The following is a 23,443-nucleotide window of genomic DNA, read 5'->3' as shown; positions in this document are numbered from 1 at the left end:
CGCATGCCTGGAACCAACCTCACCCGGGACGAAGCCGCCACCCGCGCCTCCCTCCTGGACGTCACGTCGTACACCGTCGACCTGGACCTCACGACCGCCACCCGGTCCGATCAGGACACCTTCGTCTCCGTCACCACGCTCGAGTTCACCTGCCGCGAGCCCGGGGCGAGCACGTTCGCCGACCTCGTCGCGCCGACGGTCCGCGAGATCACCCTCAACGGCCGCAGCCTCGACCCGGCGACGGCGTACGCCGACAGCCGCATCGCGCTCGACGACCTCGAGGCGACCAACACCCTCGTCGTCACCGCGGACTGCGCCTACTCCAACACCGGCGAGGGCCTGCACCGCTTCGTCGACCCCGTCGACGACCGCGTCTACCTCTACAGCCAGTTCGAGGTGCCCGACGCCCGACGCGTCTTCACGACCTTCGAGCAGCCCGACCTCAAGGCGGTCTTCACGTTCAACGTCACGGCCCCCTCGCACTGGGTCGTGGTCTCCAACGCCGCGACCCCGGAGCCGACCGAGCTCGACGGCGGCGTGTCGGTGTGGAACTTCCCCGCCACGAAGCGGATGTCCGCCTACATCACCGCCATCGTCGCAGGCGAGTACCACGGCGAGTTCGACACCTACGAGGGCAAGTTCGGCACCATCCCGCTCGGGCACTACTGCCGCCAGTCGCTCAAGGAGCACATGGACACCGCGGAGCTGGTCAAGCTCACCAAGCAGAGCTTCGAGTTCTTCGAGGAGCAGTTCGACTACCCCTACCCGTTCGGGAAGTACGACCAGCTCTACGTCCCCGAGTACAACGCAGGCGCCATGGAGAACGCCGGCTGCGTCACGCTCCGCGACGAATACCTTCCCCGCAGCCGCCAGCCGCGCTCGTTCTTCGAGTTCCGCACCTCGGTCATCACCCACGAGATGGCGCACATGTGGTTCGGCGACCTCGTGACCATGAAGTGGTGGGACGACCTCTGGCTCAACGAGTCGTTCGCGGAGTGGGCCTGCTACTGGTGCGAGGCCAACGCGACCGACTTCACCGACGCCTGGACGGGCTTCGCCAACGCCCGCAAGCAGACCGGCTACCGCGCCGACCAGCTGCCCTCGACCCACCCGATCGCGGCCGACAACGTCGACCTGCACGCGGTCGAGGTGAACTTCGACATGATCACCTACGCCAAGGGCGCCTCGGTGCTCAAGCAGCTCGTCGCGTGGGTGGGCCTCGACCCGTTCCTCGAGGGCCTGCGCGCCTACTTCAAGGAGTGGGAGTACGGCAACCCGGAGTTCAAGGACCTGCTCGCCACCTTGGAGAAGTCCTCCGGTCGCGAGCTGGAGGGCTGGGCCCAGGAGTGGCTCCAGACCGCTGGGGTCAACACCCTCGCGCCGTCCTTCGAGCTCGACGACGACGGCAGCTACCGCTCGTTCTCGGTGGCCCAGTCGGCCCACCCGGACTGGCCCACGCTGCGTCGTCACCGGCTCGGCATCGGCCTCTACGACACGGTCGCCGACGACAACGGGCACGAGCGCCTCGTGCGCCGCGACTACCTCGAGATCGACGTCGAGGGGGAGAGCACCGACGTGCCCCAGCTGGTCGGCGTCAAGCAGCCGGCCCTGTTGCTGCTCAACGACGAGGACCACGCCTACGCCAAGATCCGTCTCGACGAGCGGTCCCTCGCCACGGCCATCTCCGCGCTCTCGACGTTCGACGACTCGCTGCCGCGTGCGCTGGTGTGGGGGGCGACCTGGGACATGACCCGCGACGGCGAGATGCGCACCCGCGACTGGGTCGACCTCGTGCTCGCCAACATCGGCCAGGAGTCCGACGCCTGGGCGGTCACCCGTATCCCGGCCACGACGGCACTCGCGGTCAACTTCTACTCCGACCCGACCAACCGTGACGACCTGAGGGCGACGTGGGAGGCCGGCCTGCGCGAGCTGCTCGTCGCCGCGGAGCCCGGCAGCGACCACCAGCTCACCTTCGCCCGCTCCTACGCCGGCGCCGCCCGCAGCGACGCAGCGCTCGACGACCTGATCCACCTGCTCGACGGGTCGTTCACGCTCGACGGCCTCGCCGTCGACCAGGACATGCGCTGGACGCTGATCACCGCCCTGGCCCGGGCCGGCCGCTTCGGCGACGCCGAGATCGACGCCGAGCTCGAGGTCGACAAGACCATCTCGGGCAAGGAGCTCGCGGCCGCGGCCCGGGTCGCCCAGCCGACGGCGTCGGCGAAGGAGGCCGGCTGGAACGCGATCCTCGACCCGGCCACCCCCAACGAGACCTCGCGGGAGATCGCGATGTCGATCTTCCGGTTCGGCCAGGAGGACGTCCTCGCGCCCTACCTCGACAAGTTCCTCGAGGCGTCGGAGACGCTGGTCGACACCCTCGGCTTCCACAAGGCGTCCGTCGTGCTCGAGCTCGGCTTCCCCAAGGCCCTCGGCTCGGAGGCCACCCTGGCCCGGATCGACGAGTGGCTCGCCGACAGCGACGCGCCCAAGCAGGCCAAGCGCTACGTCGGGGAGGCGCGGGCGGAGATCGCCCGCGCGCTGGCGGCACAGGCGTACGACCGGGGCTGATCGGCGGTTCTGCACCTGCCCCCGCCCGTCTCGGGTGGGGGCAGTGCTATTTGGCGCTCGCTCCGCTCGCGCGTGCTCGGCGCCCCTGAAGGCGCTGTCTTCCCTCCTCGACTGGCTCGCTGCGCTCGCGTCGCTCGTCAGTCCAGACAGCGCCGGGCGCCGAGCCTCACGTCCGAGGTGACCTCGGGGCTCGCCACGCTCGCTGCGCACCGATGACCTTCGGACGTGCCAGGCGGTCGGACGGCCTCAGCCACAGCGCTCCCCGCCCGACGTCGTCTGGACTGACGAGCGAGCAAGCGTGACGAGCGCAGCGAGGCAGCGCCGTCGAGCGAGGAGGGAAGACGACGTCCTCAGGGGCGGGGAGCACGCGAGAGCGGAGCGAGCGCCAAGGCACAGCACGCGCGAGCGGAGCGAGCGCCAAACAACGCGGAGCGAGCGCCAAACAACGCGGAGCGAGCGCCAAACAATCAGGCGTGGAGGGTGTTCTGCGGGCGCGCGTGCTCGGCGAGCATCGCGATGCCGCGCTGGAGGCCGACGAGCAGGTTGCCGGCGGCGAACTCCGACGACATGGCCAACACGGCCAGCTCGACCTCGGCGTCGGTGAGGTGACGGCGTACGTCGCCGCCCGTCACCACCTCGGTCGCGCGTCCCTGCGGATCCACCATGATCAGGACGCTCCGCGCGGGAGCCACGAGGCGGTTGTGCAGGCGCGTGGCCCAGGCCCGGGTGTCGTCTCCCTCGGCCGGACCGAGGTAGACGGAGAACTCGAAGCGACTGGCCTGCTCGGCGAGGCGGATCGCCTTGTCGAGGGCGAGCCGATCGGCCTCGCTCAGGAGCTCACCAGCGGGCACTGGCGCCACCTGCTCGGGAGTCGTCGCTGTCGGGGGCGGGGAGCTCGGCGACGCCCTGGCGCGGTCCGCCGATCCACTGGGCCTCGCCACCGGAGTGGTCGGGCAGCAGCTTCTCGCCGCGGATCATCGCCGGGAGGTAGACCGCGAGCGCGATGAGCACCATCAGCAGGAGCGGGGCGCCGAGGTAGACCCCGAGCGCGTGGAGGGCGTCGAGACTGTTGTGCTCGGTCTCACCGCCCCAGCCCTCGGGGACGTCGGCGCGGGCCGGCAGCGCGAGCAGTGCGAGCGCCGGCGCAGCGGCCAGCGCGGCGACGCGGCCGGTCCATCGAGCGCGCCGCGAAGAGCGCCGGTGGGAGTGGGAAGGGCTGACGTGCGTGGTCACGAGCAGAAGGGTATCGCTCATACTGGCCCGCATGCCTCACCCCCTCATTGCCCCGATCATCGACATGACCGAGGTCTCCGGGAGCGAGACCAACCCCCTCCTCACCTACTCGTCCGAGGACCAGCTCTACACCTGGGTCCTGGAGCGCACCGGCAACAGGGGGCTCGCCACCGGCGTCGACTGGATCGTCGGGAAACCGGCCGCCCTGGCGGGACTGATCCTGATCGCCCTGGCCGTCAGGTGGGTGCTCCACCGGATCATCGACCGCGTCGTCAAGCGCGCCGAGGTCGGCATGCTGCCCGACCGTCTCAGCCGGGCGATCACCGGTGGCCGGATGGGCGCGGCGCTGAACCTGACCGAGGACCCGGGCTACACCCGGCGTGTGCAGCGCGCGGCAACGATGGGTTCGCTGCTCAAGAGCATCATCAGCGGTGTCGTGTTCGCCGTGGTGGCCCTGATGGCCATCTCCGAGCTCGGCTACGACATCGCCCCCCTCATCGCCAGCGCCGGCATCATCGGAGTGGCCCTGGGCTTCGGCTCGCAGGCGCTCGTGAAGGACTTCCTGTCCGGGATCTTCATGATCTTCGAGGACCAGTACGGCGTCGGCGACGTCGTCGACCTCGGGGAGGCCTCTGGCACGGTCGAGGCCGTCAGCCTGCGGGTGACGCGGCTGCGCGACGTCAACGGGACGGTCTGGTACGTCCGCAACGGCGAGATCCTCCGGGTCGGCAACATGAGCCAGAACTGGGCCCGGACGGTGCTCGACGTGACCGTCGGCTACACCGAGGACCTCGTGCGCGTACGTCGCGCGCTCGAGGAGGTCGCCCACGACCTGTGGGAGGACGAGGACTTCAAGGGCCTGATCATCGAGGAGCCCGAAGTCTGGGGGGTGGAGTCGCTCGGCGTCGACGGCATCGTCGTGCGCGTCACCCTCAAGACCGCGCCGATGGAGCAGTGGGGCATCGCCCGGGAGATGCGTGAGCGGGTCAAGGCACGGTTCGAGCACGAGGGCATCAACCTCGCGGTCGCCCAGCGCGTGATGTGGCAGGAGAGCGCGCCCTCGGCAGCGTCCGCCGAGCCCACGGAGAACGCCTAGCCCCCGACCCGACCGGCGAGTCAGCCGCCTGGTCGGCAGAATGGTGCCGTGACCAGCACCTTCTACGACGAGATCGGCGGCGCGGAGACGATCCGCACGATCGTTCACCGCTTCTACGAGGGCGTGGCCACCGACGAGCTGCTGCGCCCGATGTACCCGGAGGAGGACCTGGGCCCCGCCGAGGAGCGGTTCGCCCTCTTCCTCATCCAGTACTGGGGCGGCCCGTCGACCTACTCCGACACCCGTGGCCACCCGCGGCTGCGGATGAGGCACGCGCCGTTCCAGGTCACCCCGGCCGCTGCCCAGCACTGGCTGGTCCACTTCCGGGCCGGGCTGGATGCCGCCGGTCTCACGCCCGAGCAGGACGAGCGGTTCTGGGACTACGTCACCCACGCAGCCCAGTTCATGGTCAACACCCTGGAGTGAGGGCTGGAGTGACTCCGGAGTGAGTCAGCCGGCGACGAGAGCCCGGAACGCGTCCGGCACCGGCGCCGGTCGCCCGGTCGCACTGTCCATGCAGACCCCGACGACGCGGGCGCGCGCCAGCACGTCGTCACCGTCGCGGACCACCGACTCGAACACCACCGACGTGCTGCCGATGCGGGAGACCCACGTCCGGCAGTCGTAGGGCTCGCCCCGGAACAGGATGGCCCGCTTGTAGTCCACGTCGGTCTGCGCGACGACGAGGTGGTAGCCGTCCCCCAGGTCGCCACCCTGGGTGACCATCAGCTGGATCCGCGCCTCCTGGAAGTACTCGAAGTACTTCACGTTGTTGACGTGGCCGTAGACGTCGACATCGCTGAACCGGACGTGGACCGGGTAGGTCCCGCCGGGCACGTCGACGACGTCCGGCGCCGGAGTGGGTCGTACGGGCTCGTCGGGCTCCAGCAGCCGGGAGAGGGCCTCCCGCTCCTCGTCGTGGAGGCGGCGCGGGCGCTCGGTGGCGAAGACGTACGGCGTCAGCACGGTGCGCGCGCGCAGGTGGACCGTCCGCTCACCGGCCTCGTCCTCGGCGAAGATCTCGTAGGCCATGGTGAAGCTGGCCGCGCGGATCTCCGTCACCCAGCACTCGATCGCGACCGGCTCGAAGCCGAAGGTGAGCTGGGAGACGTAGGTGACCTCGTGACGCACCACGACGACACCCTCGGCCAGGTCCTCGGCGCGGCTGTCGGGGGCGTGCGTGCGGAACATGTCCACCCGCGCCTCCTGGAGGTAGTCGACGTAGGTGACGTTGTTGACGTGACCGAAGAGATCGAGGTCGGCCCACCTCAGCGGGCAGCGATAGAGATGGCGCACCCCTCGATCGTCGCAGAACACGCACGCAGAGCGCCCCGGCCGGTCCAGGAGCAGGCATGAGGAAGGCCACACGGGCGCGCGTTCCGCCCCCGCGATCCGAGCACTAGGGTGCCGAGAGACCCTGCACCCCCCGTCGACTTCCGGAGTTCTCCATGCCCGAGGCAGTGATCGTTTCCGCAGCGCGCTCCCCCATCGGCCGCGCCAACAAGGGCTCGCTCAAGGACTTCCGTCCCGACGACCTGACCGCGCTCGTCGTGCAGGCCGCGCTCGACAAGATCCCGGACCTCGACCCGAGCACCATCGAGGACCTGCTCCTGGGTTGCGGCCTCCCAGGTGGCGAGTCGGGCAACAACATGGCGCGGGTCGTCACCACCCTTCTCGGCCTCGAGGTCCCGGGCGCGACGATCACCCGCTACTGCTCCTCCTCGGTGCAGACCACGCGGATGGCCTTCCACGCGATCAAGGCCGGCGAGGGCGACATCTTCGTGTCCGCCGGCGTGGAGACGGTGTCCCGGTTCGCGAAGGGCACCTCCGACCACGTCCCGGGCACGCGCAACCCGCTCTTCGAGGACGCCGCGGCCCGCACCGAGGAGTACGCCAAGGGCGGCCAGGACTGGCACGACCCGCGCGAGGACGGCGCCCTGCCCGACATCTACATCGCGATGGGCCAGACCGCCGAGAACGTCGCCCGGATGCGCGGGCTGGACCGCAAGGAGCTCGACGAGTTCGCGGTCCGCTCGCAGAACCTCGCCGAGAAGGCGATCGCCGACGGGTTCTGGGAGCGGGAGATCACCCCGGTCACGCTGGCCGACGGCTCGGTCGTGACCGGTGACGACGGGCCACGAGCGGGCGTGACGTACGACGCCATCGCAGGTCTCGACCCGGTCTTCCGACCCGACGGCGTGGTCACCGCCGGCAACTGTTGCCCGCTCAACGACGGAGCCGCCGCGGTGGTCGTCATGTCGGACACCAAGGCAGCCGAGCTCGGCCTCACCCCGCTGGCGCGGATCGTGTCCACCGGAGTCTCGGGCCTCTCCCCCGAGATCATGGGCCTCGGCCCCGTCGAGGCGACCAAGAACGCCCTGAAGTACGCCGGGATGAGCATCGGCGACATAGACCTCGTCGAGATCAACGAGGCCTTCGCCGCCCAGGTCGTGCCGTCCTACCAGGACCTCGGCATCGACATCGACCGGCTCAACGTCAACGGCGGCGCGATCGCGGTCGGCCACCCGTTCGGCATGACCGGCGCCCGCCTGCAGAACACGATGCTCAACAGCCTCGACTGGCACGACAAGTCCACCGGCCTGATCACCATGTGCGTCGGTGGCGGGCAGGGCATGGCGATGATCCTCGAGCGCATGGGCTGACCCCGATCGCGCTCCATGCGGACTAGGCTGCGGCCATGACCGAGACGGGGGAACCGCGCTGGCTCGACGACACCCAGCAGCACTCGTGGCGTGCCCTGATGATGGGCATCACCCTGCTGATGGAGCGTCTCGACGACGACCTGCGACGTGAGTTCAGCCTGTCGCTCAACGAGTACGAGGTGATGGTGCGCCTCTCCGAGCGACCGGGCCGCGCGATGCGGATGGCCCAGCTGGCGGACGCGATGGCACACTCGCGCAGCCGGGTCACCCACACGGTCGCGCGCATGGAGGCCGCCGGCTACGTCACCCGCGGCACGACCCCCGAGGACGGCCGCGGGGTGATCGCGACGATGACCGACATGGGCTACGAGCTGCTGGTCCGGGCCGCGCCGTGCCACGTCGAGAGCGTCCGCCGCAACCTGGTCGACCTGGCGTCCGAGGAGGACTTCGCCGCCGTCGGACGGGTCTTCGACCGGGTCGCCGACCACCTCGTCACCCGACACCCTGAAGCGGAGATCCGAAACCCGTGACAGGCGCCGGGGCGCCTTCCTCGACCAGCAGGAGATGCCTCAGTCGCGGGTGAGCCGCCGGTGGGTCACCCGGTGCGGGCGCGCCGCCTCGATGCCGAGGCGCTCGATCTTGTTCTCCTCGTAGGACGCGAAGTTGCCCTCGAACCAGAACCACTTGGCGGGGTCCTCGTCGTCGCCCTCCCAGGCCAGGATGTGGGTGGCGACGCGGTCGAGGAACCACCGGTCGTGGGAGGTGACCACGGCGCAGCCGGGGAAGTCGAGCAGCGCGTCCTCGAGCGAGGACAGGGTCTCCACGTCGAGGTCGTTGGTGGGCTCGTCGAGGAGCAGCATGTTGCCGCCCATCTTCAGGGTCAGCGCCAGGTTGAGGCGGTTGCGCTCTCCACCGGAGAGCACGCCTGCCTTCTTCTGCTGATCCGGGCCCTTGAAGCCGAACGACGCGACGTAGGCGCGGCTGTTCATCTCGAAGTTGGCGACCTTGATGAAGTCCAGGCCGTCGGAGACGACCTCCCAGACGTTCTTGTTGGGGTCGATGCCGCCGCGGCTCTGGTCGACGTAGGAGAGCTTCACCGTCTGGCCGACCTTGAGCTCACCCTCGTCGGGCTTCTCCTCCCCCGTGATCATGCGGAACAGCGTGGTCTTGCCGACGCCGTTGGGGCCGATGACCCCGACGATGCCGGCGCGGGGCAGCTTGAAGGAGACGTCGTGCATGAGGATGCGGTCCTCGAAGCCCTTGCCGAGCCCCTCCGCCTCCAGCACGACGTCGCCCAGGCGCGGTCCGGCTGGGATGTTGATCTCGGAGGTGTCGATCTTGCGCATCCGGTCGGCCTCGGCCGCCATCTCCTCGTAGCGCGCGAGCCGCGACTTGCTCTTGGTCTGGCGCGCCTTCGCGTTGGAGCGCACCCACTCGAGCTCACGCTCGAGGACCTTGGCGCGCTTGGCGTCCTTCTGGCCCTCGATCTTGAGACGGTCCTTCTTGGTCTCGAGGTAGGTCGTGTAGTTGCCCTCGTAGGGGTGCGCCTTGCCGCGGTCGAGCTCGAGGATCCACTGGGCGACGTTGTCGAGGAAGTAGCGGTCGTGGGTCACGGCGAGGACGGCGCCGGGGTAGTTGGCGAGGTGGCCCTCGAGCCACTGGACCGACTCGGCGTCGAGGTGGTTGGTGGGCTCGTCGAGGAGCAGCAGGTCGGGCTGCTGCAGGAGCAGCTTGCACAGCGCGACGCGGCGGCGCTCACCACCCGAGAGGTTGTCGACGAGGACCTCCGGCGGCGGGCAGCGCAGGGCGTCCATGGCCTGGTCGAGGCGGCTGTCGAGGTCCCACGCGTTGGCGTTGTCGAGCTCGGTCTGGAGGTTTCCGGTCTCCTCCATGAGGGCGTCATGGTCGGCGTCGGGCTCGCCCATCTCCATGTAGGCCTCTTCCAGGCGCTTCATCTTCCCCTTGAGCTCGCCGACGGCCTCCTCGACGTTCTCGAGGACCGTCTTGCCCTCGGAGAGCGGCGGCTCCTGCTGGAGCATGCCGACCGTCGCGTCGGGGTCGAGGATCGCGTCGCCGTTGTTGGCGTGGTCGAGCTGCGCCATGATCTTGAGGAGCGAGGACTTGCCCGTGCCGTTGGGCCCGACGACGCCGATCTTGGCGCCGTGGAGGAACGACAGGGTGACGTTGTCGAGGACGACCTTGTCACCGTGGGCCTTGCGCACATTGCGCAGTGTGAAGACGTACTCAGCCATGTGGGCGAGCCTACGGGTCGGCGCTGTCGTGCCGACAATCGCGCCACCACCGAGAGCCCGGGAGGTGTGACGATCCGGTCGTCCGGGCGACCGGGTCGCCACACGTCCACGAGCGGATCAGGCGGCCTGGGGCTCGGCACCGTCCACAGTCGGCGCAGCGAGCGGCTCGACGTCGCTGACCGTGGCGGCCGGCTTGGCGAAGGTCGTCGTGCCGTGCGAGAGGTCGTGGCCCACGGCGCTCGCCACGACCTCGTTGGACGTCTGGGGCTTGCCCTCGCGCTCCCACAGGTCGGCGACGAGCCGGCCGTGGACGACCACGGGGTCGCCGCTGTGGAGCGATGCGGCGACGTGACGGGCCAGGCGGTTCCACACCTTCACGGTGTGCCACGACGTGGTGCCCTTGATCCACTCGCCGTCGCGATAGCGGGTCGGGGTGCATGCCACGCGGAACGAGGCGACCTGGCGGCCTTCGGCGAGCTCGCGAAGCGTGACCTCGCCGCCGACCCAGCCGGTCAGGGTGATCTGGGTGTCGTACATCGAGCAGTCTCCTGGTGTCGGCGACGGCGGTTCCGCCGCGATCACCCCAAGGCTCGACACCCGGGCCGACAGGAGGCGGTCCAGCGGACCGGCGGCTGTGGAGAACCCGTGTCCCGGCCTCGCTGTGGACGACCAGTGGCGCACGGCGCGTCAGCGCAGGGCGGCGGACAACCCCTCGCGCACCTCGGCATAGGACACGAGCTCGGCCTGGATCGGCTCGACCACCACCGCGGCAGACACCTCCGAGATCGCGTCGCGCAGGCGCTTGTCGGCCGTACGCGCCCGCGACCGCGCGGTCAGCGACACGAGCCAGCGACAGACCAGCGCCAGGAGCAGGCCGAGGCCCACTCCCCCGAGCAGCAGCAGGGTCGGGAGCGGGAAGTCCCACACCTCGGGAGTCGGCGGCTCGGGCAGGCGGGCGTAGGAGCCGAAGGCCAGCAGCGCCAGCCAGCCGGCACCGACCGCTGCTGCGATGATGAGGACGTACTGGAGGACACGCACCAGCCCCGCCCACACGGGGATCCGGTCGACGCCGAGGTCGGTGGAGGCGACGGCCCGGTCGAGGCGGTCGTTGAGGTCGGGCAGTCGCGACACGGACGCCGCGCGCACGGCGTGGGCCCACGACGGCGCCATCCCTTCGCCGACCTGGTCGGCCAGCGAGCGCACCTCGGTGTCCACGCGGGCGCGCTGGACGCCGGTCGCCTTCGGGACCGAGGTGCGTGCCGCGCCGGTGAGCTCCCTGCCGGAGGTGCCGAGGTCGAGGTGCAGCCGCTTGAGCGGGTCGGGCTTGAGCCGGGAGAACCACGCCGTGACTGGCCACCCGGTGGCGCGGTTGGCCCGCAGCCGGGTCGAGTCGGCCACGGCCTTCACGACGGTCGGCACCCCGGCGGCCTCCGCGAAGGCGTCGTCGAGGGCGGCGACCCGCTCCTTCGACAGGGTCGGCACCTTGCCGGTGCCTGCGGCGTCCTGCAGCCGCTGCGCGGCGGACTTCACGTCGGCCTCGAGCCGGGAGCGGGTGACCTTCTTCTCCGCCACGCGCTTGGCGATCATGCCCCGCAGCTCGTCGATGCCCCAGCCGTGGCGGGCGCTGACGGGCAGCACCGGGACCCCGGCCAGGCCGTCGGCCTCGAGCAGGCGGCGTACGTCGGCGACCATGGTCGAACGCCGGTCCTCCGGGACGGTGTCGATGTGGTTGATCACCACCAGCATCACGTCGCGGTGCCCGGCCAACGGCTTGAGGAAGCGGTCGTGGATCGCGGCGTCGGCGTACTTCTGCGGGTCGAGCACCCACACCAGCATGTCGGCGAGCTGGACGAGCCGGTCGACCTCGAGGTGGTGGGAGACCTCGGTGGAGTCGTGGTCGGGGAGGTCGAGCAGCACGACGCCGCGCATGTCGACGTCCTCGTCGGCCTTCGACAGCATCGAGTCGCGGGTCACCTGGTGGCGGGCCGGGATGCCGAGCCACTCGAGGAGCTCCTCGGCACCTTCCTTGCCCCACACGCACGCAGTGGCCCAGGAGGTGGTGGGACGGCGTACGCCGACGGCGGCGAGCTCGAGCCCGCTCAGCGAGTTGAAGGTCGAGGACTTGCCGGAGCCGGTCGCGCCGGCGAGCGCGACCACCGTGTGGTCGGCCGAGAGCTTGAGCCGTCCGGCCGCGCGCGCGGCGACGGCCGAGGCGTCGTCCACGAGGGCGTCGTCGACCCGGCCGCGGGCCGCGGTCGCGGCTCGTTCGAGTCCCTCGACGCGAGCGCCGATGTCAGAGCTCCTGGTGACCAGCTTCTTGGCCCCTTCGAGCAACGACGTCATGACTCCCTCACGGCACTGGGTGGACTGCTTGCCACCCCAACCCTAGGGGGATGTGTCATCGCTGTCCGACACCCCACGGGGTTGGGTCGCGGCGTAGCGCAGGTCGTCGACCTTGCGCGCGGCGGAGCGCAACCGCTCCGGCACCTCGGGTGCAACCTCGAGGCTGTCGAGCAGGTCGGTGTAGCGACGGCGCTCGGCGTCGAGCAGGTCGCTCACGGACGCCTCCAGCTGGCGGCGAGCGCGCTCCGCGAGGGTCCGCACCGCCTGGTCGCCGAAGACGGCCTCGAGCAGCTTCTGGCCCAGCAGTGCGGAGCCGCCGGCGATGCCCGCCTCGGCACCGGTGACGCCGGCGGTGTGCGCGAAGACGACGACCATCAGCGCGACGGACAGGCCGTTGACGCCGAAGGCGAGGAACCTCGCCGTCGAGCGCTTGTCGGCGCCCTCGGTGCGGACCATCTCCAGCACGTCGGACTGCCAGTCGCGCACGGCCCGCTCGGCCCTGCGCCGGAAGTCGCGCGACGCCCGGCCCAGGTCCTCCCCGGCGTCGCGCAGCAGGATCTGACCGGCAGCGGTGCCCCGCCACGAGCCCTCGGCCCGCTCAGCCGCGGCCTCGGCGTGCTCGAGGATGAGCGTCTCGAGGCCGGACTCGACGGCGACCGTGACCCGCTCCGCCTGCTGCGGCTTGCCCTTCACGGCGTTGACGACGCGGTCACGCAGCCAGCCGACCCGGGTCTCCAGCGACTTGAGCAGCTCACCGGTGCCGACGAACTCCTGCCAGCGGGCGAGCACCTCGCCGCGCAGCAGGGTGCCGTCCGCGGAAGCGTCGCCGATCCCGGTCACGGCCCGGTCGTAGGCGTCGTTGGCGTCCTCGCGGAGGCGGCGTACGGCATCCGTCTGCTCGGTCGCCGCGTCGGCGACGGTGTGCGTACGCCGGGCCAGCGTGCGGATGGCGCCGTCCAGGGTCTGCTGGACGACCGCACCGCGGGCGTCCTGGTCGTCGGCCAGCGCCTGGAGCCACTGCCGGATCTCGATCACCGAGGACGAGGGCAGCAGCCCCATCTCGGAGACCTCGCCCTCCTCGACGCTGAAGAGCGGTGAGTCCTTGAGGCCACGGCTGGCCAGCATCCGGGCGAGGTGGGTGGAGATCGTCTCCACGGCGTCCGCGGGCGTGCGGTCCAGCACGATCGCCACCGCGGCCGAGCGCTCGGCGGCCTTGCGCAGGAAGTCCCACGGCACCTGGTCGGCGTACCTGGCCGCCGAGGTGACGAAGAGCCACAGGTCGGCCGCTGCCAGCAGCTGCGCGGCCAGGATCCGGTTGCGCTCCTCGACCGAGTCGATGTCGGGGGCGTCGAGGATCGCCAGCCCAGGCGTCATCGCCGGCGACGCCACCAGCTGCAGCGCCTCGGGGTCGTTGGTCTGCCGGGTGACGCGCTCGAGCTCGGGGAGCAGCCGGTCCTGGCCGAACCACTTCGCGTCGTCGGGGTGGTGCACCAGGACGGGCGAACGGGTGGTGGGACGCAGCACGCCGGGCGTGGTGACCCGGGTGCCGACGAGCGAGTTGACGAGCGTCGACTTGCCTGCGCCGGTCGACCCGCCGACCACCGCGAGCAGCGGGGCGTCGAGCGTCATTAGGCGCGGGATGACGTAGTCCTCGAGCTGGTCGACCATCTCGGTCCGGGCCGCGCGCTGCTCGTCGGCGCCGGGCAGCTCGAGCGGCAGGCGGGTCTCCTGCAGGGCACCGCGGAGCCTCACGAGCGCGGTGACCATCGCGGTCGTCGCGTCGGGCGTACGACGACCCGGGAAGGGCGTCTGGTCCGCCTCGTGCTCGGTCATCGCGTCGGCACCACCTGTCCGGGGAAGGAGATGTACGGGCGGATCTGGCGCAGCTCCTCGACGTGCTCCTGGCCACGGACGCCGAAGTCGTCGGGCGCGGTGCCGCGGAGGTAGCGGTGGTGCAGGTAGCCGAGCTCGATGGCCACGGCCTGGTAGGCCCGCATGCCGCGCTCGGCCTGGATCCCGCCCTGCTGGCGCGCCCAGCGCCGTGCGTGCCGGCGCGCCCGCAGGTCGACCAGCCACGGGATGTCGGTGGCGGGCAGCAGCCCGCGGTCGGCCGCGTCGTGCAGGGCCTCGGTGAGCAACGGCCGCTCGGAGCGGCGGCGGTAGATGGCGAAGGCCACGACCGCGAGGAACGCCGGGAGCATCAGCGTGCCGTAGACGACGAAGAAGTGGCCCGTCCCCGACAGCGTCGAGGCGTTCCACAGGCCGTGCAGCAGCGCGGCCAGGGCGAACCCGACCACGGGTGCCAGCAGGCGCACCCACACGCGGCGCGAGGCGATGGCGACACCCACGCCGATGCCCATGAAGACGGTGAAGAAGGGGTGCGCGAAGGGGCTGATCAGGCAGCGGACGACGAAGGTGCCCGTCAGCGCGGTGGTGCCGCCCGGCCCGAGGCCGTCGGTCCCGTCGTAGGCGGCCGCGAGGTAGAGGATGTTCTCGGTGTAGGCGAACCCGATGCCGACCATCCCGGCGTAGACGATCCCGTCCAGCACGCCGTCGAGCTCGTGGCGTCGCCACCAGAGCAGCAGGAGGAGGAAGGCCCCCTTGGTGGCCTCTTCGGTGATCGGCGCGAGGACGGAGAGGCTGTCGCGCTCGCTGGCACCGCCGGCCAGGCCGATGCCCTGGAAGACCAGGGCGGCGGCGGTGGCGACGAAGGCACCCCACAGCAGGCCGGCGACCAGCAGGTTGCGCGGCTCGGGCTCGTAGCGGTCCAACCACATGAAGCAGCCCACGAGCGGGCCCACCGGCAGGGCGGCCAGCAGCGCCGCGAGTGCGAGCGAGCCCGGCGCACCGGAGAGGCCGACCACGAGGGCCATGGCAAGGCCGCCGAGCAGGACGAGGATGCCCACCACGACGGTGAAAGCGACACTGTCGCGACGACCTCGTTGCATGGCTCGAACCCTAACGGAGCGGAGTCGCCCGGCCTTGCTTGCCGCACCCCTACGGGCGGGACATCACGCGCCACGTGCGCCACGCCTGCGGCGTACAGTGACCGGGTGAGCGAGCCGACTGCCGAGAACCCCGCCGTGAACCCTGCCGAGACCAGCCAGACCTCGCGCGACACCGAGCCGGACTCCCAGCCGAAGACCGAGTCGCACGACCCGGCCGTCCCGGCTGCGTACGCCGCGTTCATGCGGCAGGGCTGGGGCACCCGCGACCTGGAGCTGCCTCGGCACCCCGTCGCCGACTGGGCCGCCGCGCGCCGAGCGAGGCTGGCCGAGGCGTTCCCCGGCGAGCGGCTCGTGCTGCCGGCCGGCACCTACAAGGTGCGCGCCAACGACACCGACTACCGGTTCCGTCCCGACACCGCCCACGCCTACTTCTCCGGCAACCAGACCTCTGACGCGGTGCTCGTGATCGAGGACGGTGACTCCGTGCTCTACGCCAGGCCGCGCTCCGAGCGCGACACCGACGAGTTCTTCCGCGACCGCCAGTACGGCGAGCTGTGGGCCGGCCGCCGCCCCTCGGCGCAGGAGATCTCCGACTCGCTCGGGATCGAGGTGCGCCACGTCAAGGACCTGCCGTCCTTCGACGACGACCGCAAGACCCGCGACATCACCCGCGACGAGGACCTGGCTCGCGTCGCCGACGAGCTCCGGCTCGTCAAGGACGAGTGGGAGGTCGGCGAGCTGCAGGAGGCGTGCGACATCACCACCCTCGGCTTCGAGGACTCTGTCCGCGAGTGGGACCGCGTGCTGGAGTTCGGGGAGCGCTGGATCGAGGGCACCTTCTTCCGCCGCGCCCGCGCGATGGGCAACGACATCGGCTACGACTCGATCTGTGCCGGCGGCTCGCACGCCACCACGCTCCACTGGATCGACAACACCGGCTCCATCCAGCCCGGCAAGCTGGTCCTGCTCGACATGGGCGTGGAGGGTCACAACCTCTACACCGCCGACGTGACCCGCACCCTCCCGGTCTCCGGAACGTTCACGCCGCTCCAGCGTGACCTCTACGACCTGGTCTTCGCGGCCCAGCAGGCCGGCATCGAAGCGGTCCGTCCCGGTGCCGCCTTCCTCGCCGCCCACAACGCGGCGATGGACGTGCTGGCCCACGGGCTCGAGGACATGGGGCTGCTGCCGGTCACCGCGCAGGAGGCGCTGGACCCCGAGTCCAAGGTCTACGCCCGCTGGACCCTCCACGGCACCTCGCACATGCTCGGCATGGACGTGCACGACTGCGGCCGTGCCTCGGTGGACATCTACCCCAAGGGCGACCTGGCCGAGGGCATGGTCCTCACCGTCGAGCCCGGGCTCTACTTCCAGGAGGACGACCTGCTCGTCCCCAAGGAGCTGCGGGGCATCGGCATCCGCATCGAGGACGACATCCTCGTCACCGCCGAGGGCAGCACCAACCTCTCGGCCTCGCTGCCGCGCACGTCGGCCGGCGTCGAGGAGTGGATGGGCTCTCGCGTCGGTGGGTGAGGCGGGAGCAGCGTCAGTGACGAGCCTCGAGCTCGACTGCCACCACTACGACGCCTTCCGCTGCCGCTCGTGCAGCCTGCTCGAGGTCCCACGTGCGCGGCAGCTCTCCGACAAGGAGGCGCACGCCCGCTCACTCGTCGACGCGCCCGTGTGGCTGCCGACGGTCGCGGGGGTCGGGTCAGGCTTCCGCAACAAGGCCAAGATGGCGGCCGGCGGCAGCGCCGAGGCTCCCACGCTGGGAATCCTGGACCGCGACCTCGCGGGCGTCGACCTGCGTGACTGCGGCCTGCACTCCCCTGGTCTGACGACGGCCCTGGACCGCATCGCCGGCTGGATCCGCGACGTCGACCTGCCGCCGTACGACGTCGCCACGCGCAGCGGCGAGCTCAAGCACGTCCTGCTGACCGAGTCCCCGGACGCCGAGATGATGCTGCGGCTGGTGGTGCGGTCGACGGCACTGGAGGCCAGGATCCGTTCCCGCCTGCCGGCGCTGGTCGCGACGGTGCCGGGGCTTCGGGTGGTGACGATCAACGTGCAGCCCGAGCACAAGGCGGTGCTCGAGGGCGAGCGGGAGATCGTGCTGACCGAGCACGCCACCTTGCCGATGCGCCTCGCCACCGGCGTGACGCTCCGGCTCGGGCCGCGGTCCTTCTTCCAGACCAACACGTTCGTCGCGGAGGCGCTCTACGAGCAGGCGCGCACCTGGGTCGATGACCTCGACGTGACGACTGTCTGGGACCTCTACTGCGGCGTCGGCGGCTTCGCCCTCCACCTGGCCACCCCGGGACGCAGGGTGCTCGGGGTCGAGGTCTCCCCGGAGGCGATCGCCGCTGCAAATGCCACGGCGGCCGCGCTCGGCGCGGTCGCGGAGTTCGTCGCGGCGGACGCGACGGCGTACGCCCTCGGCTCGACCGCCCCGCCCGACCTCGTGGTCGTCAACCCACCGCGGCGCGGGATCGGTGCCGACCTGGCGGGCTGGCTCGAGCGGTCAGGCGTGCGGCACGTCATCTACTCCTCGTGCAACGCCGAGTCGCTCGCCCGCGACCTCGCGATGATGCCGTCCCTGCGGCCGATGGAGGCGCGGGTGCTCGACATGTTCCCGCACACCAGCCACTACGAGGTCATCGTGCTGCTGGCGCGGTGAGCCGTCAGGTCTCGCGCCAGCCCGTCGCCGAGTCGTGCCCGTGCGCCGCCATCAGGCTCAGGCCGCCGTCGACGGTGTAGGAGGAGCCAGTGACGTACGCCGAGCGCGGCGACGCCAGGAACCCGATGACCGAGGCGACCTCGGCGACGTGCCCCGGGCGCCCGAGCGGGTTGCCGGGCCGGTCCTGGTGATAGGCCTCGGACTCGTCCTGACCGGTCATGGGCGTGGAGATCTCTCCTGGCGCGACCGCGTTGACGGTGATGCCGTGCTCAGCGAGCTCGAGCGCCAGGACCTTGGTGAACATCCCCAGTCCCGCCTTGGCTGCGCAGTAGGCCGCGGCACCGAGCCGCGGCAGGTGCTCGTGGACGCTGGTGACGTTGATGATGCGACCGCCCGAGTCCTGCTGCACCATGCGACGCGCGGCGTGCTGGGAGCAGAGGAACGGCCCGTCGAGGTCGGTCGCGAGCACGTGCCGCCAGGTGCCGGGGTCGAGGTCGAGCACGCGGTCGGAGTGACCGGTGCCCGCGACGTTGACCAGGACGCCCAGCCCGCCGAGCTGGTCGGCGAGCCGGTCGACGACGTCACCCGCGTCCGGTGAGGACGCGTCGAACGGCTCGATGAAGCTCCGCTGGCCGCGCCGGGTGACCTCCTCGGCGGTCTCGCGGATGCCTTGCTCGTCGCGGTGGAATGTCAGCCCGACATCGAACCCCTCGGTGGCGAGCAGCGTTGCGGTCGCCTGTCCGATGCCCGAGTCGCTGCCGGTCACGATCGCCAGTCGGGGATGGTGGTTGCTCATGCCCGGTGGCGTACCCGATGGTCGTCGCCTCATGCGGTCGAGCGACGGGGTCAGCCGCGGCGGACCCTCGGACCCTTGGCGACGTCGGACTCGCGGATGTCGCCGACGCGATGGCCGTCGTCGGCGAAAAGCGTGTGGGCGCCCGGGTCCAGCGACTCCGCCACGCGCACGACGCCCACGCCCACCTGCACCCAGTGCGGCGCGTCGATGCAGGAGGTGGGAAGGGAGACCGCCACGGTGTCGGTCCCGCCGTCGAGCGCAGCTCGAAGCGCGCGGCAGTCCATCTGGCGTCCGCGCCTCGTCAACACGGCCCGCGCTCGGAAGCCCGGGATCTTCCCGACCTGGACCTGGTACTCCCCCTGGGGTGTCACCACGCGGACGTAGGTCTGGTGGTCCGTGGAGGTCAGCACGAGATCGCGCAGGTGCACGGTGATGCTCAGCCGGGTGTTGCCGTGGGCCACGACCGTTCGGGTGATGTCGGTGGCCGTCTCGTCGGGAGCGGGCGCCAGCTCCAGCTCTTCTGTGCTCTCGTCCGTGTCCGACGTGACGATCTGCGCGTCACCGACGGCGTCGTCCGTCACGACCTTCTCCGCGTGGGCGGCGGCGGGCAGGAGGAGGGCTGTCACGGGCAGGAGCACGGCGAGCAGTCGCGTGCTGAGTCGGTGGGTCATGTCGCCAGTTCTGGTCGGGCCTTCGGGCGGGACGTGGTGGTGCAGAGGAGGCAGCAGGCGGGTCAGCCGCGGTGGATGCGGGGGCCCTGGGCGAGGTTGTCGCGGATCGCACCGTCTCGGTGCCCGTCGTCGGCGAAGACGGGGAAGGTCTCCGGCTCCACCCCCTCCTCCGGCTCCACGACGCCGATGGCACCCACACCGAGCCGCACCCAGCGGGCGTCGTCGAGGCACGACGCGGGCACGGAGAAGGACATCGTGTCGGTCCCGCCGTCGAACTTCGCACGGAGCCCGCGGCACTCCACCTCTCGGTAGCCGCCGCGCATCAGGGCCGCCTCGACCCGGCTTCCCGGGCGTCGCCCCGCGCCCAGGAGGTAAGAGCCGCGCGGAGTGACCACCTTGACGTGCGTCTGATGGAAGCTCGTGTTCAGCAGGTCCCGGAAGTGCACGGTCACGCTCAGTCGGGTGGCACCGTAGGCCGCGACCGTGCGGACGATGTCGGTAGAGGCATCGTCGGGCGCCGGCACGAACTCGAGAGGCCCCTCGATTGCCAGATCGGCTTGCTGGACATCCCCGGCGGGGTCCTCGGTCACCACCTTCTCGGCGTGCGCCACCGAGGGCATCAGCAGGACGGCGGCGACAAGGACGGCGGCGAATGGCGCGCCGAGACGATAAAGCATGCGCGAACCCTAGTCAGGCGCTCCCTGACGTGTGATCCGTTCCACGGAATCGGTGTCGCGGATCTCTGGTTGCACCTGACATGCGCGCCAACCTGACCGTCGGAGACCTGCTGACGCAGCGTCGCGCCGTCGACCTCGCGCGCACCCATAGCGCGCTGTGTCGCTCTCCTCGCGCCGCTGGCTGACCTGCCCCGGTCTCCTTGACCTCCGGCGTGCCGCCGTGTCGGTGCGCGTTTCCGAAAGGCTATCGTTTTAGTATGAATACTTCAGTTATCGAGACGGAGAAGCCCACCCGCTTCCGCCTCCCCTCGTTCGGCGTCCAGGTCCTCACCGGACTCGTGCTCGGCGTCGTCCTCGGCCTGGTCGCCCGCAGCATCGGCGCGGACGGTGTCGACGCCTCGACCGGCGAGGTCGACCCCAACTGGCTCACCGAGACCCTCAGCACCATCGGCGGCACGTTCGTGACGTTGCTGCGTGCCGTGGTCCCGCCGCTGGTCTTCCTCGCGATCGTCGCCTCGATCGCCAACCTGCGCGACGTCACCGGCGCCGCCCGGCTGGCGTGGAAGACGCTGACGTGGTTCGCCGCCACCGCGCTGATCGCGGTCAGCATCGGCATCGTCCTCGGCCTGGTGCTGCAGCCGGGTGACCACACCAGCGTCACCTCCGACGCGGCGAGCGCCCCCTCCTCGACCGGCTCATGGCTCGACTTCCTCACCGGCCTGGTCCCGGCCAACGTGCTCGGCCTCGAGGGCTACGACAACGGTGACGGCTCGGTCGGCTTCTCGTTCAACGTGCTCCAGATCCTCGTGGTCTCGATCGCCGTCGGCATCGCGACGCTCAAGGTCGGCGACGCCGCCGAGCCCTTCCTCGCGTTCGTACGCTCCGCGCTGGCCGTGGTGCAGAAGGTGCTGTGGTGGATCATCCTGCTCGCTCCGATCGCGACCGTCGGCCTCCTCGGCAACGCCGTCGCGAGCTACGGCTGGGACGCGCTCGGTTCGCTCGGCATGTTCACAGTCGCGATCTACGCCGGCCTGGCACTGGTGGTCCTCGGCGTCTACCCGGCACTGCTCCGCCTCAACGAGCTCTCGGTCCGCCAGTTCTTCTCGGGGGCCTGGCCGGCCATCTCACTGGCTTTCGTCTCCCGGTCGTCCGTGGGCACGATGCCCCTCACCGAGTCGGTGACCGAGCGCAACCTCGGCGTCCCGCGGGCGTACGCGTCCTTCGCGGTGCCGCTCGGCGCGACCACCAAGATGGACGGCTGCGCCTCGATCTACCCGGCGATCTCGGCGATCTTCGTCGCGCAGTTCTTCGGCCTCGACCTGTCGGTCACCGACTACGTGCTGATCGCGTTCGTCTCCGTCATCGGCTCGGCGGCCACGGCCGGCGTGACCGGCGCGACCGTCATGCTCACGCTGACCCTGTCGACGCTCGGCCTGCCGCTGGAGGGTGTCGGCCTGCTGCTCGCGATCGACCCCATCCTCGACATGGGTCGTACGGCGGTCAACGTCGCCGGCCAGGCGCTCGTGCCGACCATCGTGGCCAAGCGCGAGGGCATCCTCGACCAGGCGGCGTACGACGCCCCGCGCGGGCGTTCGGCCTGGCGCGAGGAGCCCGAGACCGCCTCGGAGTCCCAGCCGGTGACAGCCGCTGCGTGACCACTGACGACCGGCCCGAGCCTCCGCTCAGGACAGGGACGTGGCGAACGCCATGACCGCCTCCGCGAAGGCCTCGGGTTGGTCGAGGTTCGAGAGGTGCGAGGCGCGCGGAATCGTCTGGACCCGTGCGTCCGGCAGCACCCGCAGGACACTGGGGACCCCCAGCCGGAACTGGTCCCACTGCCCGTTGAGCAGCAGGACCGGGCACTCCAGCCCGCGCAGCATGTCGGGTCGGCACTCGTCCATGACGGCGCGCCACGCCGCTGGCGTCGGCGTGAAGTAGTAGCCGCCGGCGATCACCGGCTCGATGAGCTCGGCCGGGTAGAGCCGGCGCAGGATCCGGTTGTTCACCCGCGTCATGCGGTCGGGACCGATCCGGTCGGTGGCCGCCGCGACGAGCCGGTACGCCGCTGCGCCGGGGCCGGTCGGAGTGGCGCTGCACCCCGCCAGCACGAGCCCGTGGAGACGTGGTCCGTGCTCGGCCGCGTACGCCATGGCGACGTACCCGCCCAAGGAATGGCCGACGAGCACGACCGGCGCCCCTGGGGGTGCCTCGTCGACCGCTTCGTCCAGCACCGTCACGCACCGGGCGAGGGTGAAGTGCTCGCCGTCGCGGCTGCCGTGCCCGGGGAGATCGACGAGGCCGAGCGTGGCCCGACCCTCGAGCAGGGGCACCTGCGGCAGCCACTGCGAGCTGGCCAGGCGGGACCCGTGCACGAGGACCAGGTGGGGACGCACGAGGTCGAGGATGCCACTTCGCGAGCGTCTCCCGGGGGCTGGGATACTGGCTCGCGCCAGCCCCCGTAGCTCAGCTGGATAGAGCGGCGGCCTTCTAATCCGCGGGTCACAGGTTCGAATCCTGTCGGGGGCGCCATGCGTTGTCGGACGAGCTCACCTCGCGCGTTGTCCGCTGCGGCACGCGAGGGCGACGAGGTCGCGAGCCGGGCCCTGGGGCGGATGGGCGCCACTGCGCCAGACCGCGTGCAACCGCCGCGTCAGGTCGAGCCCTGTCACCGTGATGCGCACCAACCGCCCCGTGGCCTCGTCGTCGCGGACCGTGTGGGCGCCCAGGGCAGCGGGGCCCGCGCCTGCGGCGACGGCTGACCGGACCGCGGCGGTGCTGGACAGCTCCAGCGCGGGTGGAGCGGTCGGCAGGCCGGCCAGCGCCTGCTCGAGCACGGTCCTGGTGCCGGAGCCCGCCTCCCGGACGACGAGCGGGGTCGCCGCGAGGGTCGCCGCGGTCACCCGCCGCCGGGATCGCTGCGCCCACGGATGGCTGGGCCCGACGACGACGACCAGCTCGTCGGTGCCGACCAGCCGGTGCTGCAGGCCGAGCGGGACGTCCGGCCCCTCGACGAAGCCGAGGTCGACCTCCCCCGAGGCCACCAGCGCCGCCACCCGCTCACTGTTGGTCGCCGTCATCGTGAAGTCCGTGCGTGGCTGGCCGAGCTGCTGCTGTCCGGTGCGGACGGCGACGAGCCATCCGGGCAGCAGGTGCTCGGCGATGGTGAGGCTGGCCGCGATGGCGAGGTGTCCACGCCGATCGGCGCGAAGCGCGGCCACGCCGGCGTCGAGCTGCTCCGCGGCCTCGAGGACCGGAGCGGCCCATTCCAGGACGAGCTCGCCGGTCGGAGTGACCTCGGAGCCGCGGCGGGACCGACGTACGAGCGACTCCCCGACCAGAGCCTCCATCGTCCGCAACCGCGACGAGGCAGCCTGCTGGGTGATGCCGAGCTCGGCGGCCGCCGAGCCGAGGCTGCCGGTGCGTGCGACGACGGCGAGCAGCTCCAGTGCGCGCAGCTCCGGCACATGTGATCCCAGCACGAGGCACAAGGCTACCTTGTGACTTGCCAACAACGGC

The 23,443-nt window shown here is 71.0% G+C and carries 21 protein-coding genes and 1 tRNA gene; 9 read left to right on the top strand and 13 right to left on the bottom strand.

What is annotated here, in order from left to right; translation table 11 throughout:
- Positions 1-3: 3 nt before the first annotated feature.
- Positions 4-2,571 (top strand): aminopeptidase N, encoded by a 2,568-nt coding sequence (gene pepN, locus J3P44_RS13455; RefSeq protein WP_255890937.1) that lies wholly within the window; start codon positions 4-6, stop codon positions 2,569-2,571.
- A 467-nt stretch (positions 2,572-3,038) separates the two neighbouring features.
- Here the strand turns inward: pepN and J3P44_RS13450 are convergent, their stop codons facing one another.
- Both J3P44_RS13450 and J3P44_RS13445 read right to left on the bottom strand, forming a co-directional pair.
- On the bottom strand, positions 3,039-3,422 hold the full coding sequence (locus tag J3P44_RS13450) for a DUF5130 family protein (protein WP_255890936.1): 384 nt from the start codon (positions 3,420-3,422) through the stop codon (positions 3,039-3,041).
- On the bottom strand, positions 3,409-3,804 hold the full coding sequence (locus J3P44_RS13445; protein WP_255890935.1) for a hypothetical protein: 396 nt from the start codon (positions 3,802-3,804) through the stop codon (positions 3,409-3,411). The genes J3P44_RS13450 and J3P44_RS13445 overlap by 14 nt, the downstream gene beginning before the upstream one ends.
- Before the next feature lie 31 nt (positions 3,805-3,835).
- Here J3P44_RS13445 and J3P44_RS13440 point away from each other — a divergent pair, with 31 nt between their 5' ends.
- Positions 3,836-4,900 carry a mechanosensitive ion channel family protein gene (locus J3P44_RS13440; RefSeq protein WP_255890934.1) on the top strand — a complete coding sequence of 355 codons (1,065 nt, stop codon included), beginning with the start codon at positions 3,836-3,838 and terminating at the stop codon, positions 4,898-4,900.
- 48 nt (positions 4,901-4,948) lie between these two features.
- A complete protein-coding gene (locus tag J3P44_RS13435; RefSeq protein WP_255890933.1) occupies positions 4,949-5,326 on the top strand; it encodes a globin in 378 nt (125 codons plus the stop codon).
- Positions 5,327-5,350: 24 nt separating this feature from the next.
- Here the strand turns inward: J3P44_RS13435 and J3P44_RS13430 are convergent, their stop codons facing one another.
- Positions 5,351-6,196 carry an acyl-CoA thioesterase gene (locus J3P44_RS13430; RefSeq protein ID WP_255890932.1) on the bottom strand — a complete coding sequence of 282 codons (846 nt, stop codon included), beginning with the start codon at positions 6,194-6,196 and terminating at the stop codon, positions 5,351-5,353.
- A 152-nt stretch (positions 6,197-6,348) separates the two neighbouring features.
- Between J3P44_RS13430 and J3P44_RS13425 the strand changes: the two genes are divergently transcribed.
- Positions 6,349-7,563, top strand: coding sequence for an acetyl-CoA C-acetyltransferase (locus J3P44_RS13425; protein WP_255890931.1), 1,215 nt, complete (start codon positions 6,349-6,351; stop codon positions 7,561-7,563).
- Positions 7,564-7,598: 35 nt separating this feature from the next.
- The gene (locus J3P44_RS13420) at positions 7,599-8,093 is read left to right on the top strand and encodes a MarR family winged helix-turn-helix transcriptional regulator (protein ID WP_255890930.1); all 495 of its coding nucleotides are present in this window, start codon (positions 7,599-7,601) and stop codon (positions 8,091-8,093) included.
- 39 nt (positions 8,094-8,132) lie between these two features.
- On the opposite strand, the gene ettA is transcribed toward J3P44_RS13420, so the two are convergent.
- The 5 genes from ettA to J3P44_RS13395 form a co-directional block, all read right to left on the bottom strand.
- A complete protein-coding gene (ettA, locus tag J3P44_RS13415; RefSeq protein ID WP_255890929.1) occupies positions 8,133-9,815 on the bottom strand; it encodes an energy-dependent translational throttle protein EttA in 1,683 nt (560 codons plus the stop codon).
- A gap of 117 nt (positions 9,816-9,932) precedes the next feature.
- Positions 9,933-10,352 carry a single-stranded DNA-binding protein gene (locus J3P44_RS13410; RefSeq protein WP_255890928.1) on the bottom strand — a complete coding sequence of 140 codons (420 nt, stop codon included), beginning with the start codon at positions 10,350-10,352 and terminating at the stop codon, positions 9,933-9,935.
- 150 nt (positions 10,353-10,502) lie between these two features.
- Positions 10,503-12,158 carry a YfjP family GTPase gene (locus tag J3P44_RS13405; protein ID WP_255890927.1) on the bottom strand — a complete coding sequence of 552 codons (1,656 nt, stop codon included), beginning with the start codon at positions 12,156-12,158 and terminating at the stop codon, positions 10,503-10,505.
- A 42-nt stretch (positions 12,159-12,200) separates the two neighbouring features.
- Positions 12,201-13,991 carry a GTPase domain-containing protein gene (locus J3P44_RS13400; protein WP_255890925.1) on the bottom strand — a complete coding sequence of 597 codons (1,791 nt, stop codon included), beginning with the start codon at positions 13,989-13,991 and terminating at the stop codon, positions 12,201-12,203.
- The gene (locus J3P44_RS13395) at positions 13,988-15,106 is read right to left on the bottom strand and encodes a PrsW family intramembrane metalloprotease (RefSeq protein WP_255890924.1); all 1,119 of its coding nucleotides are present in this window, start codon (positions 15,104-15,106) and stop codon (positions 13,988-13,990) included. Before J3P44_RS13395 ends, J3P44_RS13400 begins: the two co-directional genes overlap by 4 nt.
- Positions 15,107-15,211: 105 nt before the next feature.
- On the opposite strand from J3P44_RS13395, the gene J3P44_RS13390 reads away from it, so the two are divergent.
- Both J3P44_RS13390 and J3P44_RS13385 read left to right on the top strand, forming a co-directional pair.
- Complete coding sequence (locus tag J3P44_RS13390; RefSeq protein ID WP_255890923.1) at positions 15,212-16,639, top strand: aminopeptidase P family protein; 1,428 nt, start codon at positions 15,212-15,214, stop codon at positions 16,637-16,639.
- Between the two features lie 16 nt (positions 16,640-16,655).
- Positions 16,656-17,783, top strand: a complete 1,128-nt coding sequence (locus tag J3P44_RS13385; protein ID WP_255890922.1) for a methyltransferase domain-containing protein — start codon at positions 16,656-16,658, stop codon at positions 17,781-17,783.
- Positions 17,784-17,787: 4 nt separating this feature from the next.
- Here J3P44_RS13385 and J3P44_RS13380 read toward each other — a convergent pair whose 3' ends face one another.
- The 3 genes from J3P44_RS13380 to J3P44_RS13370 form a co-directional block, all read right to left on the bottom strand.
- Positions 17,788-18,579 carry an SDR family oxidoreductase gene (locus tag J3P44_RS13380; protein ID WP_255890921.1) on the bottom strand — a complete coding sequence of 264 codons (792 nt, stop codon included), beginning with the start codon at positions 18,577-18,579 and terminating at the stop codon, positions 17,788-17,790.
- A gap of 50 nt (positions 18,580-18,629) precedes the next feature.
- On the bottom strand, positions 18,630-19,250 hold the full coding sequence (locus J3P44_RS13375) for a hypothetical protein (RefSeq protein ID WP_255890920.1): 621 nt from the start codon (positions 19,248-19,250) through the stop codon (positions 18,630-18,632).
- A 62-nt stretch (positions 19,251-19,312) separates the two neighbouring features.
- Positions 19,313-19,927, bottom strand: coding sequence for a hypothetical protein (locus J3P44_RS13370; protein ID WP_255890919.1), 615 nt, complete (start codon positions 19,925-19,927; stop codon positions 19,313-19,315).
- Positions 19,928-20,184: 257 nt separating this feature from the next.
- On the opposite strand from J3P44_RS13370, the gene J3P44_RS13365 reads away from it, so the two are divergent.
- Entirely contained in the window at positions 20,185-21,582 is a 1,398-nt protein-coding gene (locus tag J3P44_RS13365) for a dicarboxylate/amino acid:cation symporter (protein ID WP_255890918.1), read from the top strand.
- Between the two features lie 27 nt (positions 21,583-21,609).
- Here the strand turns inward: J3P44_RS13365 and J3P44_RS13360 are convergent, their stop codons facing one another.
- Entirely contained in the window at positions 21,610-22,320 is a 711-nt protein-coding gene (locus tag J3P44_RS13360) for an alpha/beta fold hydrolase (protein ID WP_255890917.1), read from the bottom strand.
- 59 nt (positions 22,321-22,379) lie between these two features.
- On the opposite strand from J3P44_RS13360, the gene J3P44_RS13355 reads away from it, so the two are divergent.
- Positions 22,380-22,456: transfer RNA gene (locus tag J3P44_RS13355), tRNA-Arg, on the top strand.
- Between the two features lie 17 nt (positions 22,457-22,473).
- On the opposite strand, the gene J3P44_RS13350 is transcribed toward J3P44_RS13355, so the two are convergent.
- Positions 22,474-23,406 carry a LysR family transcriptional regulator gene (locus tag J3P44_RS13350; protein ID WP_255890916.1) on the bottom strand — a complete coding sequence of 311 codons (933 nt, stop codon included), beginning with the start codon at positions 23,404-23,406 and terminating at the stop codon, positions 22,474-22,476.
- Between the last annotated feature and the right edge of the window lie 37 nt (positions 23,407-23,443).

This window comes from Nocardioides astragali (genome assembly GCF_024436375.1).
In the GTDB taxonomy this organism is placed as follows: domain Bacteria; phylum Actinomycetota; class Actinomycetes; order Propionibacteriales; family Nocardioidaceae; genus Nocardioides; species Nocardioides astragali.
The sequence above is the reverse complement of the archived record's forward strand: the minus strand, read 5'-3'. Positions and strand labels throughout refer to the sequence as shown.

Excerpts from the sequence above, each read along its gene's own strand:
- pepN (WP_255890937.1), top strand. The coding sequence starts at position 4 with ATGCCTGGAACCAACCTCACCCGGGACGAAGCCGCCACCCGCGCCTCC.
- J3P44_RS13440 (WP_255890934.1), top strand. The coding sequence starts at position 3,836 with ATGCCTCACCCCCTCATTGCCCCGATCATCGACATGACCGAGGTCTCC.
- J3P44_RS13425 (WP_255890931.1), top strand. The coding sequence starts at position 6,349 with ATGCCCGAGGCAGTGATCGTTTCCGCAGCGCGCTCCCCCATCGGCCGC.
- J3P44_RS13420 (WP_255890930.1), top strand. The coding sequence starts at position 7,599 with ATGACCGAGACGGGGGAACCGCGCTGGCTCGACGACACCCAGCAGCAC.
- ettA (WP_255890929.1), bottom strand. The coding sequence starts at position 9,815 with ATGGCTGAGTACGTCTTCACACTGCGCAATGTGCGCAAGGCCCACGGT.
- J3P44_RS13410 (WP_255890928.1), bottom strand. The coding sequence starts at position 10,352 with ATGTACGACACCCAGATCACCCTGACCGGCTGGGTCGGCGGCGAGGTC.
- J3P44_RS13405 (WP_255890927.1), bottom strand. The coding sequence starts at position 12,158 with ATGACGTCGTTGCTCGAAGGGGCCAAGAAGCTGGTCACCAGGAGCTCT.
- J3P44_RS13400 (WP_255890925.1), bottom strand. The coding sequence starts at position 13,991 with ATGACCGAGCACGAGGCGGACCAGACGCCCTTCCCGGGTCGTCGTACG.
- J3P44_RS13395 (WP_255890924.1), bottom strand. The coding sequence starts at position 15,106 with ATGCAACGAGGTCGTCGCGACAGTGTCGCTTTCACCGTCGTGGTGGGC.
- J3P44_RS13380 (WP_255890921.1), bottom strand. The coding sequence starts at position 18,579 with ATGAGCAACCACCATCCCCGACTGGCGATCGTGACCGGCAGCGACTCG.
- J3P44_RS13375 (WP_255890920.1), bottom strand. The coding sequence starts at position 19,250 with ATGACCCACCGACTCAGCACGCGACTGCTCGCCGTGCTCCTGCCCGTG.
- J3P44_RS13370 (WP_255890919.1), bottom strand. The coding sequence starts at position 19,927 with ATGCTTTATCGTCTCGGCGCGCCATTCGCCGCCGTCCTTGTCGCCGCC.
- J3P44_RS13365 (WP_255890918.1), top strand. The coding sequence starts at position 20,185 with ATGAATACTTCAGTTATCGAGACGGAGAAGCCCACCCGCTTCCGCCTC.